The organism is Nakamurella antarctica (genome assembly GCF_003860405.1).
In the GTDB taxonomy this organism is placed as follows: Bacteria; Actinomycetota; Actinomycetes; order Mycobacteriales; family Nakamurellaceae; genus Nakamurella; species Nakamurella antarctica.
In genome coordinates this window covers 2,473,435-2,491,408 of sequence record NZ_CP034170.1, presented here as the reverse complement: position 1 = coordinate 2,491,408, position 17,974 = coordinate 2,473,435, and the positions used below count along the sequence as shown (strand labels likewise).

The 17,974-nt window shown below is 61.8% G+C and carries 16 protein-coding genes; 8 read left to right on the top strand and 8 right to left on the bottom strand.

Annotation, left to right across the window (positions count from 1 at the left end; all coding sequences use genetic code 11):
- Positions 1-7: 7 nt before the first annotated feature.
- The 4 genes from sdhA to EH165_RS15820 form a co-directional block, all read right to left on the bottom strand.
- Positions 8-1,717: a succinate dehydrogenase flavoprotein subunit gene (sdhA, locus tag EH165_RS11055; protein ID WP_239020787.1), complete on the bottom strand. Its 1,710-nt coding sequence runs from the start codon at positions 1,715-1,717 to the stop codon at positions 8-10.
- Positions 1,718-1,772: 55 nt separating this feature from the next.
- Complete coding sequence (locus EH165_RS11050) at positions 1,773-2,237, bottom strand: succinate dehydrogenase hydrophobic membrane anchor subunit (protein ID WP_124799498.1); 465 nt, start codon at positions 2,235-2,237, stop codon at positions 1,773-1,775.
- Entirely contained in the window at positions 2,237-2,686 is a 450-nt protein-coding gene (sdhC, locus tag EH165_RS11045) for a succinate dehydrogenase, cytochrome b556 subunit (protein ID WP_124799497.1), read from the bottom strand. Before sdhC ends, EH165_RS11050 begins: the two co-directional genes overlap by 1 nt.
- 467 nt (positions 2,687-3,153) lie before the next feature.
- Entirely contained in the window at positions 3,154-3,351 is a 198-nt protein-coding gene (locus tag EH165_RS15820) for a hypothetical protein (RefSeq protein ID WP_124799496.1), read from the bottom strand.
- Between EH165_RS15820 and EH165_RS11035 the strand changes: the two genes are divergently transcribed.
- The 7 genes from EH165_RS11035 to EH165_RS11005 all read left to right on the top strand — a co-directional run bounded on the left by EH165_RS11035 (position 3,350) and on the right by EH165_RS11005 (position 11,475).
- A complete protein-coding gene (locus EH165_RS11035; RefSeq protein WP_124799495.1) occupies positions 3,350-4,324 on the top strand; it encodes a BMP family lipoprotein in 975 nt (324 codons plus the stop codon). The two genes, EH165_RS15820 and EH165_RS11035, sit on opposite strands and share 2 nt — an antisense overlap.
- A gap of 284 nt (positions 4,325-4,608) precedes the next feature.
- On the top strand, positions 4,609-6,135 hold the full coding sequence (locus tag EH165_RS11030; protein WP_124799494.1) for an ABC transporter ATP-binding protein: 1,527 nt from the start codon (positions 4,609-4,611) through the stop codon (positions 6,133-6,135).
- Entirely contained in the window at positions 6,135-7,241 is a 1,107-nt protein-coding gene (locus EH165_RS11025; RefSeq protein WP_239020786.1) for an ABC transporter permease, read from the top strand. The genes EH165_RS11030 and EH165_RS11025 overlap by 1 nt, the downstream gene beginning before the upstream one ends.
- Positions 7,238-8,554 carry an ABC transporter permease gene (locus tag EH165_RS11020; protein WP_124799492.1) on the top strand — a complete coding sequence of 439 codons (1,317 nt, stop codon included), beginning with the start codon at positions 7,238-7,240 and terminating at the stop codon, positions 8,552-8,554. The genes EH165_RS11025 and EH165_RS11020 overlap by 4 nt, the downstream gene beginning before the upstream one ends.
- A complete protein-coding gene (locus EH165_RS11015; RefSeq protein ID WP_124799491.1) occupies positions 8,554-8,952 on the top strand; it encodes a cytidine deaminase in 399 nt (132 codons plus the stop codon). The genes EH165_RS11020 and EH165_RS11015 overlap by 1 nt, the downstream gene beginning before the upstream one ends.
- A 75-nt stretch (positions 8,953-9,027) precedes the next feature.
- Positions 9,028-10,311 (top strand): thymidine phosphorylase, encoded by a 1,284-nt coding sequence (locus tag EH165_RS11010; RefSeq protein ID WP_124799490.1) that lies wholly within the window; start codon positions 9,028-9,030, stop codon positions 10,309-10,311.
- A gap of 75 nt (positions 10,312-10,386) precedes the next feature.
- Positions 10,387-11,475, top strand: coding sequence for an adenosine deaminase (locus EH165_RS11005; protein WP_124799489.1), 1,089 nt, complete (start codon positions 10,387-10,389; stop codon positions 11,473-11,475).
- 536 nt (positions 11,476-12,011) lie between these two features.
- Here the strand turns inward: EH165_RS11005 and EH165_RS11000 are convergent.
- The 3 genes from EH165_RS11000 to EH165_RS10990 all read right to left on the bottom strand — a co-directional run bounded on the left by EH165_RS11000 (position 12,012) and on the right by EH165_RS10990 (position 16,276).
- Positions 12,012-13,274 carry a primosomal protein gene (locus EH165_RS11000; RefSeq protein WP_124799488.1) on the bottom strand — a complete coding sequence of 421 codons (1,263 nt, stop codon included), beginning with the start codon at positions 13,272-13,274 and terminating at the stop codon, positions 12,012-12,014.
- A 171-nt stretch (positions 13,275-13,445) separates the two neighbouring features.
- Complete coding sequence (gabT, locus tag EH165_RS10995) at positions 13,446-14,825, bottom strand: 4-aminobutyrate--2-oxoglutarate transaminase (RefSeq protein ID WP_124799487.1); 1,380 nt, start codon at positions 14,823-14,825, stop codon at positions 13,446-13,448.
- On the bottom strand, positions 14,822-16,276 hold the full coding sequence (locus tag EH165_RS10990; protein ID WP_124799486.1) for an aminobutyraldehyde dehydrogenase: 1,455 nt from the start codon (positions 16,274-16,276) through the stop codon (positions 14,822-14,824). The genes gabT and EH165_RS10990 overlap by 4 nt, the downstream gene beginning before the upstream one ends.
- A 221-nt stretch (positions 16,277-16,497) precedes the next feature.
- Between EH165_RS10990 and EH165_RS10985 the strand changes: the two genes are divergently transcribed.
- Positions 16,498-16,770, top strand: coding sequence for a DUF5302 domain-containing protein (locus EH165_RS10985; RefSeq protein ID WP_124799485.1), 273 nt, complete (start codon positions 16,498-16,500; stop codon positions 16,768-16,770).
- A 79-nt stretch (positions 16,771-16,849) separates the two neighbouring features.
- On the opposite strand, the gene EH165_RS10980 is transcribed toward EH165_RS10985, so the two are convergent.
- Positions 16,850-17,938 carry an S-(hydroxymethyl)mycothiol dehydrogenase gene (locus EH165_RS10980; RefSeq protein ID WP_124799484.1) on the bottom strand — a complete coding sequence of 363 codons (1,089 nt, stop codon included), beginning with the start codon at positions 17,936-17,938 and terminating at the stop codon, positions 16,850-16,852.
- Positions 17,939-17,974: the final 36 nt, after the last annotated feature.

Genomic DNA, 17,974 nt, shown 5'->3' with positions numbered 1-17,974 from the left:
GTGGTCACTAGTACTTACGCTCCATTGGCTGGTAGCGGGTCTGTACCACGGGCTTCCACCCCAGACGGATGTCGGAAATAAGCTCCGAACCTTCCTTATAGGCCATGGTGTGCCGCATGTAGTTGGTGTCGTCGCGGCTCGGGTAGTCCTCACGTGCGTGACCACCACGAGATTCCTTGCGGTTCAATGCACTAACTACCATTACTTCGGCGAGCTCGAGGAGGAAGCCCAGCTCAATACCTTCCAACAGGTCGGTGTTGAAGCGTTGGCCCTTGTCCTGGACCGAGACGTTCGAGTACCGCTCCTTGAGCAACTGCACGTCAGTGAGCGCCTGCTTCAGCGTCTCTTCCGTGCGGTAGACGGCGGAGTTGGCGTCCATCGTGGCCTGCAGCGCGATGCGCAGGTCCGCAACACGCTCGCCACCCGTGGCGTTGCGAAGGTTTTCGACCATCGAGATGACCGTGTCCGCGGGCAATTCGGCGTCCGGTTGGAAGTCGACCGTCTTGGAGTACTCGGCGGCAGCAATGCCGCTGCGCTTACCGAATACGTTGATGTCCAGCAGTGAGTTGGTGCCGAGGCGGTTGGAGCCGTGGACCGACACGCACGCACATTCGCCAGCCGCATAGAGGCCCCTCACCACGTGATCGGTGTCGCGCAATACCTCGCCGTTGACAGTGGTGGGAATGCCGCCCATGGCGTAGTGCGCGGTGGGGAACACCGGGACAGGTTCGGTAACCGGATCCACGCCGAGGTAGGTCCGGGCGAATTCGGTGATGTCGGGCAGTTTGGTCTCGAGTACCTCTGCGCCGAGGTGGGTGCAGTCCAAGTAGACGTAGTCCTTGTGGGGCCCACCGCCTCGGCCCTCCAAGACCTCGAGAACCATTGACCGGGCGACAATGTCGCGCGGTGCAAGATCTTTAATGGTGGGTGCGTAGCGCTCCATGAAGCGTTCGCCGGATTCGTTCCGCAGGATCGCGCCTTCGCCGCGTGCGCCCTCGGTCAGCAAAATACCCAGACCAGCCAGACCTGTCGGATGGAACTGGTAGAACTCCATGTCTTCCAGGGGCAGGCCCTTGCGGAACACGACACCCATCCCGTCACCGGTCAGGGTGTGCGCATTCGACGTGGTCTTGAAGACTTTGCCTGCGCCGCCGGTGGCAAAGATGACGGCCTTGGCGTGGAAGACGTGGATCTCTCCGGTGGCCAGCTCGTAGGCGACAGCGCCGGTGCAGATCTGCTCGCCCGGGTTCTCCGGGTCGTCGGTGAGCATGATGTCGAGAACGTAGAACTCGTTAAAGAATTCCACGCCTTGCTTGACGCAGTTTTGGTAAAGGGTCTGCAGGATCATGTGGCCGGTGCGGTCCGCGGCGTAGCACGCGCGACGCACAGCCGCTTCACCATGGTTGCGGGTGTGGCCACCGAAGCGGCGCTGGTCAATCCGACCCTCGGGGGTGCGGTTGAATGGCAGCCCCATCCGCTCCAGGTCGTAGACCGCGTCAATAGCTTCGCGGCACATGATCTCGGCGGCGTCTTGGTCGACTAGGTAGTCGCCACCCTTGACGGTGTCGAACGTGTGCCACTCCCAGTTGTCGTCCTCGACGTTAGCCAGAGCGGCGCACATGCCGCCCTGAGCCGCGCCTGTGTGCGACCGCGTGGGGTAGAGCTTTGTTAGGACGGCGGTGCGAGCCCGTCCTGAGGATTCAATGGCAGCGCGCATACCAGCGCCGCCGGCTCCGACGATGATGACGTCATAGCGATGGGTTTGCACGGAATCAGCCCCCCATGGATGGGTCGAAGGTGAATATGACCAGCGTGCCAAGCCCGATGGTCAAAATGACGGACGCGTAGAGCAGCACCATGAGCCAGAAGCGGGTGCCGTCCTTCCGCGCGTAATCGTTAATGACGGTCCGCAGACCGTTGGCGCCGTGCAGCTCCGCCAGCCAGAGCATGAGCAAGTCCCATGTCTGCCAGAACGGAGAGGCCCAGCGACCTGCGACAAAGCCCCAGTTGATGCGGTGCACGCCACCGTCGAGCACATTCATGATGAGCAAATGCCCAAACACGAGCACGATCAGCACGATGCCGGACAGACGCATGAACAGCCAGGAATACATTTCGAAGTTGGTCCGGCGGCCAGCTACCTTGCGGCGTTTGGCGTTCGGGGCCTCAATACCGGATCGGACGTTGGTCGACCCTGTGGCGGCCGGGGCTGAAACTTCGGCTTTGGCGGTGGTCATCAGGATGCTCCGAACATGTCGCTGAAGGTGCGTTGCAGCATGAAGTAAGCGCCGGGGATCATGACGAGCACCCACACCGCAAGAATTACCCAGAGCAGCAAGCGTTGGTATTTAGGTCCCTTGGACCAGAAGTCAACTGTCATGATGCGCAGGCCGTTGAGACCGTGGAAGAGAACAGCTCCGACCAAACCCACTTCCATCAGGTTGACGAGCGGATTCTTGTAGGTCTCGATCACCTTGTTGTAGGACTCGGGCGACACGCGCACGAGGGCGGTGTCCAGCACGTGGGTGAAGAGGAAAAAGAACGTGAGTACGCCGGTGATCCGGTGGGCAACCCACGACCACATGCCTTCGCCGCCGCGGTACAACGAGCCGCGGCGCTTTCCTGGAGTGGCTAATGGGTGCTGCGCGGCTGCATCGGAACCACGTATGGCGGTAGGGCTGGCCATGTTGGAAAAAGACCTCCGACGTCAGCGGCGGGAAACTTGGCGCCGGACGGCACCAAGGACTTACTCGATGCTAACCCCGTGTCAGTCGGGGGGTGTAACTAGTTCCCCTGTGACGCTCTTGACATAGGCGACCCTTAGCTGTGGTTACCGGGGCAACGAGCGGGCGTGAACAGGGACGGTGAGGCTTGGACACAGCCCCGTTGCGCAGAACCTACGGGCGCCCTAGGCGCAGTAGATGCGGAATTCGGTGTGGCAGTTGTCACCTGTTCGGATAATCGAATGATGGCGACCAGTGAGCTGCTGCACCTGATGGGTGACTAAGGCCGGAGATGAGAACAATTCGGTCACGGACCGCCCGCAGGGCTGCCCAGCGCGCCCTCGCGCGGGTAATGTCCCGGCTCATTGTTCCCGTACGTTTTGTGGCCGACATCCGTAGCGCCACAGATTGCTGTTTAGCAGCCGACGGGTTACCCCACAGAAAGAGGACACACTGTGCGTCGTGCACGCAGCCTTCGGCTCATCGCCGGAATTGCCGTAGCAGCCATTACCTTGGCGGCTTGCGGGTCAGATTCCAAGGCCTCCACCTCATCGTCTGCAGCACCGGCTGCCAGCTCGGCTGTAGCCAGCGCAGCACCTAGCTCCGAAGCGATGAGCTCCGAAGCCATGAGCTCATCCGCAATGACCTCAGAAGCCGCTAGCTCTGAAGCTGCCACTCCCACAGGTGCACCCATCACCGTGGGCCTGGCCTTCGACACCGGCGGACGCGGCGACGGTACCTTCAACGACTCCGCTGGGCGTGGCTCGGACAAGGCCAAGGCCGATCTCGGCGTCAAGGTCAACGAGCTCGAGGCAAGCTCGGATGACGACCGCGTCCCGAACATCACACTGTTGAGCTCGCAGAAGAACGATCCGATCATCGCGGTGGGGTTCCTCTTCGGCGACACCATCAAAGCCGCTGCCGCAGCCAACCCCGACCTGACCTACGCCATCGTCGACAGCGTTGTTGATGAGCCGAACGTCAAGAGCCTGCTCTTCGCTTCCGAACAGGGTTCGTTCCTGGTCGGCGCGGCAGCTGCGCTGAAGTCGAAGTCCGGAATGATCGGCTTTATCGGTGGCCAGGAGGGCGCACTGATCAAGCAGTTCGAAGCTGGCTACGTCGCCGGCGCCAAGGCGGTTAACCCCGACATCAAGATCGACAGCAAGTACTTGGGTGCCGACGGTGACAACGCCGCGTGGAACTCCCCAGACAAGGCCAAGGAGATCGCTAAGTCTTGGTACGCCGCAGGTACCGACATCATCTACTCCGCCGCTGGTGGATCGGGTGCGGGCACCGTTGAGGCCGCTGTCGAAGCCAAGAAGTGGGCCATTGGCGTTGACAGCGACCAGTACTTGACCTCCACACCGGAACAGCAGAAGGTCATCTTGACCTCCATGCTCAAGCGTGTTGACTCGGCTGTTTACCAGACCATCAAGGCTGTTCAGGATGGCGACAAGTCCGGTGGAATCCAGACCTTCGACCTCAAGGTCGACGGCGTTGGCTACGCCACCTCGGGTGGTTACATCGACGACATTGTTCCCCAGCTGGAAGCCTTCAAGGCCAAGATCATCTCGGGCGAGATCAAGGTCCCGACCCAGTAATTGAGTCTTGGTCTCGTCCGCGATCAAGCGCTGACTTGACCGCACGGAATTTCCCAAGGCACGGCGAACAAGGGCCCCGGGGCATCACGCCCCGGGACCCTTGTTTGTTTTATGGTCCGGGTCCTAGGTTGCGCCGGGTTTTGGCCCTAAGTTTGCGAAGGAACGCTTCACACAGGAAGTGTTCGGTCACCGACGCAGTGTGGTGACGTCCGAAGCAGCGAGTAGTGACGCAGTGCGAAGTGATGAAGTACAAAATGCCCCAGCGCGAGATGAAGGTGGCCTGAGTGAGCGAGAGTGATCTGGCAGTCGAGCTGGAGGGAATCGAAAAGAGATTCCCCGGCGTCATTGCCAATCGGGATGTGTCGTTGAAAGTACGCCGGGGCACGATCCATGCGATCGTGGGGGAGAACGGAGCCGGCAAATCCACGTTGATGAAGACCCTCTACGGGATGCATCAGCCGGATGCTGGGACGATCGCGGTCAACGGCCAATTGATGACCTTCAAGAGCCCCAGCGACGCTATCGCCGCGGGTATCGGTATGGTCCACCAACACTTCATGCTCGCCGACAACTTGACGGTGCTTGAAAACGTCATCCTCGGCTCCGAGCCCACCAGCGGCGGCCGCATTGATTTTGGTAACGCTCACGCGCTGGTTCGCGAGGCAGCGCAGCGGGCCGGCTCCCTCGTTGACCTAGACGCGCAGGTTTCTGAGCTGGGCGTGGGTGAGCGTCAGCGCATCGAGATCATTAAGGTGTTGTACCGGGGCGCCAAGATCTTGATCTTGGACGAGCCCACTGCCGTTCTCGTTCCGCAAGAGGTTGCCGAGCTGTTCGTCAACTTGCGCGAACTGGTGAAGGGTGGCGCCACCGTCATCTTCATCTCCCACAAACTCGACGAGGTGCTTGCCGTCGCGGACGACATCACGGTGATTCGAGCCGGTACAACGGTGGGCACGGTCAAGCCGGCCGAGGTGAATAAAAAGCAGCTCGGCGAAATGATGGTTGGGTCCGAGCTCCCTGTGCCACCTGCCCGGGTCACCAAGATAGGCGACAAAGTCCTGCTCAACGTAGACGACGTCACCGTTGCAGGAATTGAGGCAAAACCGTTGGTGGAAAGTGTTTCCCTGCGGGTGCGCGCCGGTGAGATTGTTGGCATTGCCGGTGTCGAAGGGAATGGTCAATTCGAGTTGTGCGAGGCGATTATGGGCCTGCGCCCCGTCGCCGAGGGCAAAGTCGAGCTGGACGGGAAGGACCTGACAACGTTGTCAGCCCAGGAAAGTCGTGGCTCAGGTATCGGCTACGTCCCCTTCGACCGTCAGCGAGAGGGCCTTATGCTCGGGGCGCCGCTGTGGGAGAACGCCCTGCTGGGAAGGGAAATTGAGCCACAGTTCCGGAAGGGGCCCTTTCTAGCGGCGGCAGCTGTCCGCGCCGATACCCGGCGGATAATCTCCACCTTTGGCGTGCGAACACCCAGCGAAACCGTTCCGGCATATGCCCTTTCGGGGGGTAACCAGCAAAAGCTCATCGTCGGACGCGAACTCGAATCGCACCCCACCATTTTGATTGCCGCCCATCCGACCCGAGGAGTGGATGTTGGGGCGCAGGCGACCATCTGGGAGGAACTGCGAAAGGCGCGCGACGCGGGAATGGGGATCCTGTTGATTTCGGCCGATCTGGACGAGCTCCTGGGCCTGTCGGACACCTTGGTCGTGATGTTCGACGGCCGGATCACAGCGAGGTTGGCGCCCACGGATGCCACCCCCGACATGCTCGGTGTGTACATGACCGGAACAGAGCAGGAGGTGGCGTGATGGATCGGGCTGCGCTACAACGATTTGGCGTCATCGGCGTGGGAACTATCGGAGCTGTTCTGGTGGCTTTCATCCTGGGTGGCGTTTTGCTGTGGACCACGGGACACAACGCGTTCGAGGTCTACCGGCAGATGTTTTCTTACGGCACCGAACCACAGCAGCTGCTGGACGCGGCGAAACGCTCTGGCCCACTGATCATGTCGGCATGCGCTGTCGCCGTCGGATTCAAAATGAACTTGTTCAACATCGGTGTCGAAGGCCAGTTCCGGGTGGCATTGCTGCTCGCTGCCGTCGCCGGAGCCGCAGTGAAGCTGCCGGGGCCGCTGCACGTGGCGTTCATCTTTGTAGTGGCCATGGCTGCGGGCGCCGCATACGCGGGAATTGCCGCGCTGCTGAAGGTGTGGCGGGGCGTTAACGAGGTGATTGCGACCATCATGTTGAACGCCATTGCCCTGGGTTTGACGGGATGGCTGTTCCAGAGCTTTTTCAAATCAACCAAGTTGGATTCGTCCGGGCGACCTTCCCTGGATGTCCGCACCGCGGTCCTGCCCGAATCTGCCTGGCTCGGTAACGTCTTCTCCGGTTCTGCCGGAAAGTTGTCCTGGTATTTCGTGTTTGCTTTGGTGGTGGCGTTCGTGGTGTGGCTCGTCGTGTTCCGCTCCACGTTTGGTTTCCAACTGCGCTCCTCGGGTCTGAACCCAGTGGCCGCTCGCACCGCTGGCATCGACTCGAAGAAGATGGTTGTCCGCGCCATGTTGTTCTCCGGTGCGTTGGCCGGTTTGGTGGGAATGCAGTCGCTAATGGTGGACGAACACTCCTACCGCCCGGGTCTGGGCACCGGTCTGGGGTTTGTCGGCATCGCGGTCGCGTTGCTGGGCCGCAACCACCCCGGCGGCATCGTGCTTGCCGGTCTACTATTCGGCTTCTTGCAGGCTTCCTCCGGTATTTTGCAGTTGCAGGAAGTGCCCAAATCCATCGTTGACATCATTCAGGGAATCGTGGTGCTGACCGTCGTGATCGTGAACGAGGCCGTCTCGAGATGGTATGAGAAACGCACCCAGCGAGGCACTTCCAAGGCACTGGACCGTGGGGAGGCGCTCGTATGAGCACCACGACACCCCTGGCGCCTAGGACGCCAGGTACGCCTGCGGGCTCGAGGTACAAGATCCTTGACGTACTAGGCCGCAAGGGCCCGATGAGGTTGGTGATTATTGGCGTTGCGTTACTGGTGCTGCTCTCTCTCGTCCGGGCGATCACCGGCGCCAATGGTTTAACCTCCTCCAGCACTGTCGAGGCAACGCTGCGATTGGCTGTCCCGCTGTTGCTCGCCGGACTCGCGGGCCTCTGGGCCGAACGCGTAGGCATCGTCAACATCGGTATTGAGGGCATGATGATCCTCGGTACCTTCGCGGGCGGCTTCGGAGCCTGGAAGTTCGGACCGTGGATGGGGCTTGCCTTCGGCATTGTCGGAGGCATCATCGGTGGTTTGATCCACGCCCTAGCGACGATTCGGTTCAACGTCGACCACGTCATTTCCGGTGTGGCACTGAATATTTTGGCGTTGGGTGTCACCCAGTATTTAGCTGCGGTCACCTTCAAGGATGCCCCCGGTGGGGGCGTGTCAAAGTCGCCGCCCAGGTCATCTGCGATCGACACTCTCTCCATGCCGGTTCTCGCCGGCGGGAAGCCGTTCGGATGGGAAAGCCCAGATTTATTGGGCTCGCTCGAAGACAAGCATTGGTTCTTGCTTTCCGACATTGCAGGCATTGCGCGCGGGCTGATGTTTGAAGTGTCGCTCGCTACCATCGTCGCGATTGTGTTGGTCCCCATCACCGCGTACCTGTTGTGGCGCACCAAGTTCGGGCTGCGACTCCGGTCTTCCGGGGAGGCTCCCTCGGCGGCAGAAAGCCTGGGCGTCAAGGTCATTCGCCTCCGGTACCAGGCGATGGTCGTCAGTGGCGGGCTCGCAGGACTCGGTGGCGCGTTCCTCGCTGTGGTGGCGAGTTCGGCCTACCAGGAGGGCCAGACAGCAAACCGTGGCTACATCGGTTTGGCAATCATGATCTTTGGAAACTGGCGCCCGGTCGGTCTTCTCGGTGGCGCCGGACTGTTTGGTTACACCGACTCGCTGCAGTTGCTCTCCGCCGACAGCATCCCCGCACTCTTTCTCTTTGTGACCGCTCTCCTGTTCGGCTTGGCGATCATGCAGTTCCGCCGGAAACGGCCGCTGGTTGCTGTTGCCACGCTGATCGTTGCCGCGGGATTCCTGCTAGCAAATTTGACTGTCACAAAATTGCCTACGGATCTCGTCACCATGTCGCCGTACGTGGTGACGCTGCTGGTGCTGGCTGCGGCGAGTCAACGTCTACGGCCGCCGGCGCATGCCGGCCTGCCATACCGATCTGGAGAGGACCACTAATGACTACTGGGTATGACTGGGACGATTTGCGGGCGCGTGCTGTGCAGGCCGCCTTGCTGGCCTATTGCCCCTACTCCGGCCTCCAAGTGGGCGTTGCTGCCCTCGTCGACGACGGCCGCATCATCACCGGCTGCAATGTCGAGAACGCCTCGTACGGATTGGGCCTGTGCGCCGAGTGCGCGCTGGTGGGACAGCTCAGGTTGACCGGCGGCGGCAAGCTGGTGGCCGTTGCCTGCCGCAGCGGCGCCGGTGAGTTGCTGATGCCGTGCGGGCGATGCCGTCAAGTAATTTATGAGTTCGGCGGGCCAGAGCTATTGGTCGACACTCCTTCGGGAATCAAGCCTATGAGCTGGGTCCTGCCGGATGCGTTCGGTCCGGAGCACCTGCCCACCACCTAAAACCCGCCTGCGGGAGCGGGCATCCTGCCCGAAGGTGCACCTCGCAGTGCTAGCTGAATACGGGAGAGGACACCCATGAGTTTTGCCGCCGTAGACATCATCCGTGCCAAGCGGGACCGGAAGGAGCTCAGCGACGCGCAGATCGAGTGGGTGGTAGCGCACTACACCGCGGGAGCTGTTGCGGAGGAGCAGATGTCCGCGCTGCTGATGGCGATCTATCTCAACGGCATGACGCCTAGAGAGATCTCGCGTTGGACCTCGGCGATGATCGACTCCGGAGTTCGACTTGACCTTTCCGGAGTCGGCCGCCCAACGGTGGATAAGCACTCGACAGGTGGCGTGGGCGACAAGATCTCGCTGCCGTTGGCTGCTTTGGTTGCCGCTTGTGGGGCCGCCGTGCCGCAGTTATCGGGGCGCGGTTTGGGTCATACCGGCGGAACGCTCGACAAACTCGAGTCTATTCGCGGCTGGAATCCGATGCTCACTCCCGCGGAGTTCATTAATCAGCTTTCTCGCGTGGGCGCCGTAATCTGTGCCGCATCAGCCGATCTCGCTCCGGCAGACAAGAAGCTCTACGCCCTACGGGATGTCACCTCAACCGTCGAATCAATCCCGATGATCGCGGCCTCCATTATGAGCAAGAAAATTGCCGAGGGTACCGATGCGTTGGTCCTCGACGTCAAGGTTGGCGCAGGAGCTTTTATGAAAAGGCGCGACCAAGCCACGGAGTTGGCGAAGACGATGGTCACACTTGGCTCAGCGCATGGGGTTCGGACCACCGCCTTGCTGACGGATATGTCGACTCCGTTGGGCTGCGCGGTGGGTAATGCTATCGAGGTCACGGAGGCTGTGGAGGTGCTCGCTGGCGGTGGCCCGCCGGACGTAGTGGAGCTCACGCTGTCGCTAGCGCGAGAGATGCTGTCCCTCGCGGGCATTGACACCGACCCTGCCGAGGTTTTGGCTTCTGGCGCGGCAATGGACAGCTGGCGACAGATGATTAGTGGCCAAGGTGCAGACCCAGACTTCGTCTTTCCGGCTCCGCGCGAAACACATCTGGTGTGTGCCGAGAGTGCCGGGCTTGTAACGCGTATGGACGCCCTCGCGGTGGGGGTAAGCGCGTGGCGACTGGGTGCAGGTCGAGCGCGGAAAGAGGAGCGTGTGCAGGCTGCGGCGGGGATTATGTGCTTGGTCAAGCCTGGTGTCGAGGTGGCGGTCGGTCAGCCGATTTTTGAACTGAGAACAGACACCCCCGAGCGATTCGCCGATGCGCTGTCCGAGCTTGCCGATGCGGTCACCATCTCGCCAGCGGGAACGGCGTTTACGCGCACGCCAGTGGTGCTGGATACCATTCGCGGTTGACCCCGCTGGTGAGCACTGCTGCACCCCTGCGCGCCGCCTTCGGCTCAGGCTAGGCAAGTCCGGTAGCGTGAAAACATGCCAGCTTCAGTAACTCCAGCCAACATTCGCCTCGCACCGAAGGTGGTGCTGCACGATCATCTTGATGGCGGTCTGCGACCACAGACAATCATCGATCTGGCGCAGCAGACCGGGTATTCGGCCCTACCCGCCACCGACGCGCAAGAGCTAGCGCGCTGGTTCACCGAGTCCGCAGATTCCGGGTCGCTTGTACGTTATCTCGAGACGTTCGCGCACACCGTGGGTGTAATGCAGGACCGCGCCTCGCTGATCAGAGTGGCTTCTGAGTGCGCCCAAGACCACGCTGCGGACGGTGTGGTGTACGCGGAGGTCAGGTTCGCTCCGGAACTGCACACCGAGAAGGGTATGCACCTGACCGAAGTCGTGGAGGCCGTGCTGGAAGGCTTTGCGATCGGCGCGGCCATCGCCTCGGAAGCCGGGCACCCCATCGTGGTCCGGGCCCTGTTGACGGCTATGCGCCATGCGGCCCGCTCTCGGGAGATCGCCGAGTTGGTGGTGCAGTATCGCGATCGGGGGGTCGCTGGATTCGACATAGCCGGCGCCGAAGCGGGTTTCCCGCCCTCTCGTCATTTGGACGCTTTCGAATATCTGCGCAAGGAGAACGCGCATTTCACGATCCATGCTGGCGAGGCCTTTGGTCTGCCCTCCATCTGGGAGGCGCTGACGTGGTGCGGCGCAGAGCGTTTGGGCCACGGCGTGCGCATCATCGACGACATTTCGGTGGCAGCGGATGGCACGGTGAGTTTGGGCCTACTCGCTGCTTACGTTCGCGATCGACGGATTCCGTTGGAGATGTGTCCCAGTTCAAATATCCAGACCGGAGCGGCGGCCTCGATCGCTGAGCACCCGATCGGCCTGCTCACAAAACTGAAGTTTCGGGTAACAGTCAACACCGACAATCGGTTGATGTCCGGCGTTTCGATGACGAGCGAGATGACCGCGCTGGCGCAGGCTTTCGGTTACGGCTGGGAGGAAATGCAATGGTTTACCCTCAACGCGATGAAGTCATCGTTCCTGCCCTTTGACGAGCGGCTGGCGATTATCAACGACGTCATCAAGCCCGGGTACGCCGCGCTGGCAGGCTAACGATCACGGGGGGCACTACACCCCTTGCGGTGATACGCGGTATCTGGTCTAGAAGGCGACTGCCTCATACCAACACGGGGGGAGTAGTTCTGTAGTTTTTTACCACGCACCGTGCGGCGCCATGGACTCACAGTAGTATTTTTCTCGATTGATCCACATTTTTGAAACTGCTATTCCCCCAATGGGTTGACATGTGTTTACCTAAGGCTATGGACCTGCTGGGCATCGAGGTAGCAGAGGCGATGCGCCGCGATCGAGATTCGGAAGTTGCAGGCTGCCGTGGGCGGGGGCAGCAGCGTGCAGCACGGAATCTATGCCCAGCAGGTCAGCGTTGAGCATCAGGGTTGAACATCAGCGTTGAACATCAACGTTTAGCATCAAAGGGGTGGCCGGTAGGGGTCTAGCGAGTCGCGCAAGTGCGGCACCGCAAAGACCTACGACACCAGGGGCGTCCAGCCCTGGACACTCAGCCCTGGGCGCCCAGCCCTGGACACCCAGCCCTGGGCGCTCAGCCCGTGGGCCTGTCTCGAGTGGGATCAGTCGAGCTCGTCGAATTCGTCGTCCGAGCCACCGTCCCAGTCCAGCGTGGCAACAAAGCGCTCGACCAAGATGTTCCATGCGGTTACTTCATCGGTGAACGGCGGTGCGGGAGCCAAACGGTTGGGGTCCGGCCGCAGGCAGGCGCCGAGCAAAGACCCCAATGGGGTTGCTGTCGTCATGGCATCGGTGGTCTCTTCGTCGCCGCGGGCGGTGGCTGCGTCGGTCAATAGTTCAACCGCAAGTTCGAGCTTGCGTGGGTGGACCGCTTCGGGCCCCTTGGCCAGTTGTTGCATCACACCATCGATCACGTAGGTGTTTTCGGGACCAGCAACGATTTCGATATCCCCGGCTGCGGCGCCACTGCGCACTTCGTCAAACACTTCGATGCCGGACAGCGTGTGCTTGTTCCCCGCATCGGCCAGATAATCCAGCAAACCGGTTCCAGTGGTGAAGATCTGGATGCGGTTGGCCACGGACAGGAACACCGCTTGCTGACCGAGGTAGCAACGGAGGGTGTGGCCGGACTTCCCGTCGACGGTGACAGTGATGCAGTCGATACCGATTTCGTCCCAGAACTTAAGTTCCTCGCTTCGTTCTACATCGTCTTCGGCAGCCTCAATCTCCCGCTCGCCATCAACAAGGACACCAGCCTCGAGCTTCGCGACGGAGGCAAATTCTGCTTCGGCTTGGACGAGTGCTTCGGCATTCACTTCGGGAGTGATGACGATGGCATCGAGAGCATCGATCACTTCATCCCATCGGGCAACTACGGCCTTGCCAATGCCGGTCCACAGCTTCTCGCCGCCCCGGCCGGAGAAGGCGGATTCGCCGAAGGAAAGGAGTTGGAAGCCTTCAGCGGAGTCAAGCACGCTGTTGACGACGTCGAGATCGCACACTTCGGCGAGCGAACGGAGAATTGCGACGGTGTCGCCGAGTTCGGCCAATGTCCAGATGTCGGCGGGGCCGGAGACTAGTTCGGGCACGCCCACCAGGTCGAATTTGCGATCCTCGCCCGGCTGCAGCTCGTGGGTCAGTGCGTCGGGGAAATCCTCCCAATCGGGATGGTCGGCAAGGTCGTGCTCATCCTCGGTGCGAATGAATGCGGCAAGCTGCGCGACATGGGGGAATGCGTAGAGGTTTTCGCCGTGCCCGAGAAAGGCCTCCCACTCCTCGCCGTCCTCGCGCCACAGCGGCGCCCACAGCGTCACGAGGTTGCCGGCGGTCAGGCCGAGCTCAATGGGGACAATATCGGCTGCCACGGGGGAATCCTCTCGATGTTCAGGGCTATCTGGCCCTGTCAGTACCGCTCGCACTATGGTTGGCGGCCGCGCTCGTCCGAGCGGGGGTGGTGCCGGCTCGTTGGAATGCCATTGGCAGCTTACCGGCGCCAGATGGTCGAAACTCGCATCTGGCGTCGGGGCCAACCGGCGCTAGCAGCGTCGAACTGCCGCTTCCAGGACGTCCAAGCCTTCGGACAGTAACTTGGCCCCGATCACCAGCGGTGGCAGGAGCCGGATGACGTTCCCGTAGGTACCACAGGTCAAGATAACGACACCTTCTGCGTGGCAGGCCTTTGCCACGGCAGTCGCCGTGGCTGGATCGGGCTCGAGCGAACCCGCGACGGTGAATTCGAGGGCCAGCATCGCTCCCCGGCCACGTACGTCACCGATTTTCCCGGTCTCCGCGGCTAGCGCCTTCAGCCTTGGAACAGCTGCGGCCTCGATCGAGAGGGCCGCGGCGTTTAAGTTGAGGGCTTCCATCGTTTGGATGGCGCCCAGCGCCGCGGCGCACGCGACGGGGTTGCCGCCGTACGTGCCGCCCAAACCGCCGGGGTGCACGGCGTCCATCAGATCCGCTCTCCCCGTGACCCCGGAGATCGGCATACCGCCCGCGATGCCTTTGGCGGTAATCACGAGGTCGGGCACAATGCCTTCAAAGTCACTGGCAAACCACTGCCCGGTCCGGCAGAAACCGCTCTGCACCTCGTCGGCGACAAACACGATCCCGTTGGCGGCGCAGTACTCGGAAATCGCGGACAGGAAGCCGTCGGCAGGCGCGATGAAGCCGCCCTCGCCCTGGATGGGTTCGATGATGACGCAGGCAATTTCGCTGCCACCAATTTGCTTGTCCATCATCGAGATCGCCCGTGCAGCTGCCTCTTTGCCCGAGATTCCAGAATCTCGGAACGGGTAGGACATTGGTACGCGGTAGATCTCGCCCGGGAAGGGTCCGAATCCCTTCTTGTACGGCATGGCCTTGGCCGTCAGCGCCATCGTGAGGCTGGTGCGGCCGTGGTAGGCGTGGTCGAAGACGACGACAGCCTGTCGCTTGGTGGCGGTGCGCGCAATTTTGACGGCGTTCTCCACCGCCTCCGAGCCTGAGTTGAACAGCGCGGTCCGCTTGGCGTGGCTGCCTGGCGTGAGCGCGTTCAGCTTCTCGGCGACGGCAACGTACCCCTCGTACGGTGTCACCATGAAACAGGTGTGGATGAAATGCGCGGCTTGCTCTGCCACTGCGGCGCTGACGAGGGGCGCTGCGTTACCGACGCTGGTCACGGCGATGCCCGACCCGAAGTCGATGAGGGAGTTCCCGTCAATATCGACGATGACGCCGCCACCCGCATCGGCGGTGTAGATCGGCAGAGTGGAGGAAACGCCGGCGGCCACCGCTGCGGTCCGCCGCGCATGCATGGCCGTCGACAGGGGTCCGGGAATGGCGGTGACCAGCCGCCGCTCCTGCGTAAGTTCGGTGTGGTAGCTCTGCACGCCCAGTGGTGCGTCAACAGTTGTCAGCGAAGGTGTCACGGTCATACTCCTGAGTTGATGTCGCCGATGGCGGACATGACGTGTTTGATGCGGGTGTAGTCCTCGAGGCCATACATCGAAAGGTCCTTGCCGTAGCCGGACTGTCCGAAGCCGCCGTGCGGCATCTCTGCCACCAGCGGGATGTGGGTATTGATCCACACGCAACCGAAATTCAGCGCCTTGGACATCCGCATGGCGCGGCCGTGGTCGGCGGTCCACACGGAGGATGCAAGGCCGTATTTGGTTCCGTTAGCCCAGCTCAGCGCTTCGCGCTCGTCGGAAAATTTCTGGACGGTGATGACCGGTCCGAAGATCTCGTTCTGCACGGCGTCGTCGTCTTGTCGTAAACCGGAGACGACGGTGGGGGCGTAGAAGAAGCCCTCGTTGCCGACCCGCGTTCCACCCGCGTTCAGGCTGGCGTGGTCGGGCAAACGCTCGATAAACCCGCTGACGTGCGCGAGTTGATTGGCATTGTTAATGGCGCCGTAGAGGGCGTCCGTGTTCGACGGTGGCCCGGTAATCGTGGCCTTGGCATGCGCCGCCAGTGCCGCGACGAATGCGTCGTGCACCCCGGAGGCAACGAGGACGCGGGTGGCAGCTGTGCAGTCCTGGCCCGCGTTGAAGTAACCCGCAACCGCGATTGCTTCGGCTGCTGCTTCGATGTCGGCGTCGTTGAAGATGATGACGGGCGCTTTGCCGCCCAATTCCAGGTGCACGCGCTTGACCTGAGCCGCAGCTGCCTCCGCTACCGAGATGCCGGCGCGGATGGAGCCGGTGATTGCCACCATCTGCGGCGTCGGGTGCGAAACGAGGGCCTTGCCAGTCTCGCGGTCGCCAGTAATGACGTTAAGGACGCCGGGCGGCAGGAATTCCGCGGCCAATTCGGCGAGCAGCAATGTGGACGCGGGGGTGGTGTCGGATGGCTTGAGCACGATGGTGTTGCCGGCGGCCAGCGCCGGACCGATCTTCCAGATGGCCATCATCAGGGGGTAATTCCACGGGGTGACCTGTCCGATCACGCCGATGGGCTCGCGGCGGACGAATGACGTATGGCCCGCCATGTATTCGCCGGCGGAGCGGCCCTCCAGGACGCGAGCGGCGCCAGCAAAGAAACGCAGTTGATCAATCGCCGGGGGAAGCTCCTCGCTGGCCGTCAGAGCAATGGGCTTGCCCGTGTTCTCAACTTCGCACGCGACAAAATCGCCAGCCCGTTCTTCGAGTGAGTCAGCGATCCTGAGCAAGGCACGCTGGCGCTCGGCGGGAGTGGTGTTACCCCACTGTTCAAAGGCGTGATCTGCGGCGGCGTAGGCTGCGTCGACATCGGCGGCGCCCGATTGAGCGGCGGTGGCGTAGACCTGTCCGGTGGACGGGTTGGTGACCTCCATCGTCGCTCCGTCAGCAGCGTCAACGGACTGACCGTTGACGAAATTGCGCAGGACCTGGGTGCGCTCACTCATCGAAAAACTTCCTTCGTTCGGGCGGGTATTTGACGCTAACTACATCTTGTCACCCCGCGATTCCTGCCGTCATCAGGCGAGGGTGAATCACACGGGATGGGACTCGGAACTGCAGCCCCGGAGGAGCGGTGCAAGGTGGCGTGGGTGGTCACTGTGGGCTGCAGGGTGGGACATGATGGAGCAACCTACCGAGTAGCACCGCAACGAATAAAGGACGGGTTATGTCTCACACTGGACACAGTCACGAAGAGCCAGCCGCAGATGCGCCAGTGTCGGCATCCCCAGTGTCGGCATCCGAAGTGGAAGAAATCCCCACACCGGAGTTGACGGGTGATGTGGTCGTCGACCAAAAGGCTCTCATGGCAACTGCTTTGGCCCGCAAGAACGCCCACGCGTTGAAGCGGTCCGGCCACCTCGACGGGCAGAACAATTTGCTGGGGTCTTCAACTCCAGGGGTGAGCAAACGTCAGTTCCGCCGCAAATCCGGCGGCTGATCAGCGCTCTGCACGAATGGAATGGAGTTCTGACTCGGTCTTAGTCGGTCACAACTCCACTCCTTCGCGAAGGGCAGAGCTAGATGACGACGACGCTGCGCAGCACGTCGCCGGCGTGCATCTTATCGAAGGCGGCCTCGATCTCGGCGAGCGAAATTTCTTCGCTGACAAACTTGTCCAACGGCAATCTGCCCTGCAGGTACAGCTCAATCAGCACCGGGAAATCGCGCGAAGGTAAGCAATCCCCGTACCAGGAGGACTTGAGCGAGCCACCCCGGCCAAAAATATCCAGCAGCGGGATTTCGAGCTGCATCTGCGGTGTCGGCACACCCACTAACACGACGGTGCCAGCGAGGTCGCGCCCATAGAACGCCTGCTTCCACGTTTCCGGGCGGCCAACAGCGTCAATCACCACGTCGGCGCCGTGGCCGTCAGTGAGCGCTTGGATCTGAGCGGGCACATCGGTGTCAGCCTCGACCAAGATCGTGTGAGTCGCCCCGAACTCCTTGGCCCAATCCAGCTTTCGCTGATCTCGGTCGATGGCGATGATGCGCCGAGCGCCCACCAATCGCGATCCGGCAATAGCTGCGTCGCCGACGCCGCCGCATCCGATCACCGCGACGGTGTCGTTCTTGCTGACGTTGCCCGTGTTGATGGCAGCGCCGATGCCCGCCATCACACCGCAGCCTAGGAGGCCGGCGACGGTGGCCGGCGCCGCCGGGTCCACTTTGGTGCACTGCTTCGCGTGGACCAGCGTCTTCTCCGCGAAGGCGCCGATGCCCAAAGCGGGGGAGAGCTCGGTGCCGTCTTCCAGCGTCATCTTCTGCGCCGCGTTATGGGTATTGAAGCAGTACCAGGGCTGGCCTTTGGAGCACGCGCGGCAGCTGCCGCAGACCGCACGCCAGTTCAAAATAACGTAGTCGCCGGGTGCGACGTCGGTGACTCCTTCGCCAACCGCTTCGACAATTCCGGCGGCCTCGTGGCCTAGTAGGTAGGGGTAGCTGTCGCCGATACCGCCGAGCTTGTAGTGCAAGTCGGTGTGGCAGACACCGCAAGCCTGGACCTTCACCAAAGCCTCGCCCGGACCCGGATCCGGAACGAGAATGGTGACGACTTCGACGGGGGCGTCTTTGGTACGGGAGATAACTCCCTGGACAGCGTGAACCACGTTGACTACCTCACTTTGCTGGGCGGCGATGACCGA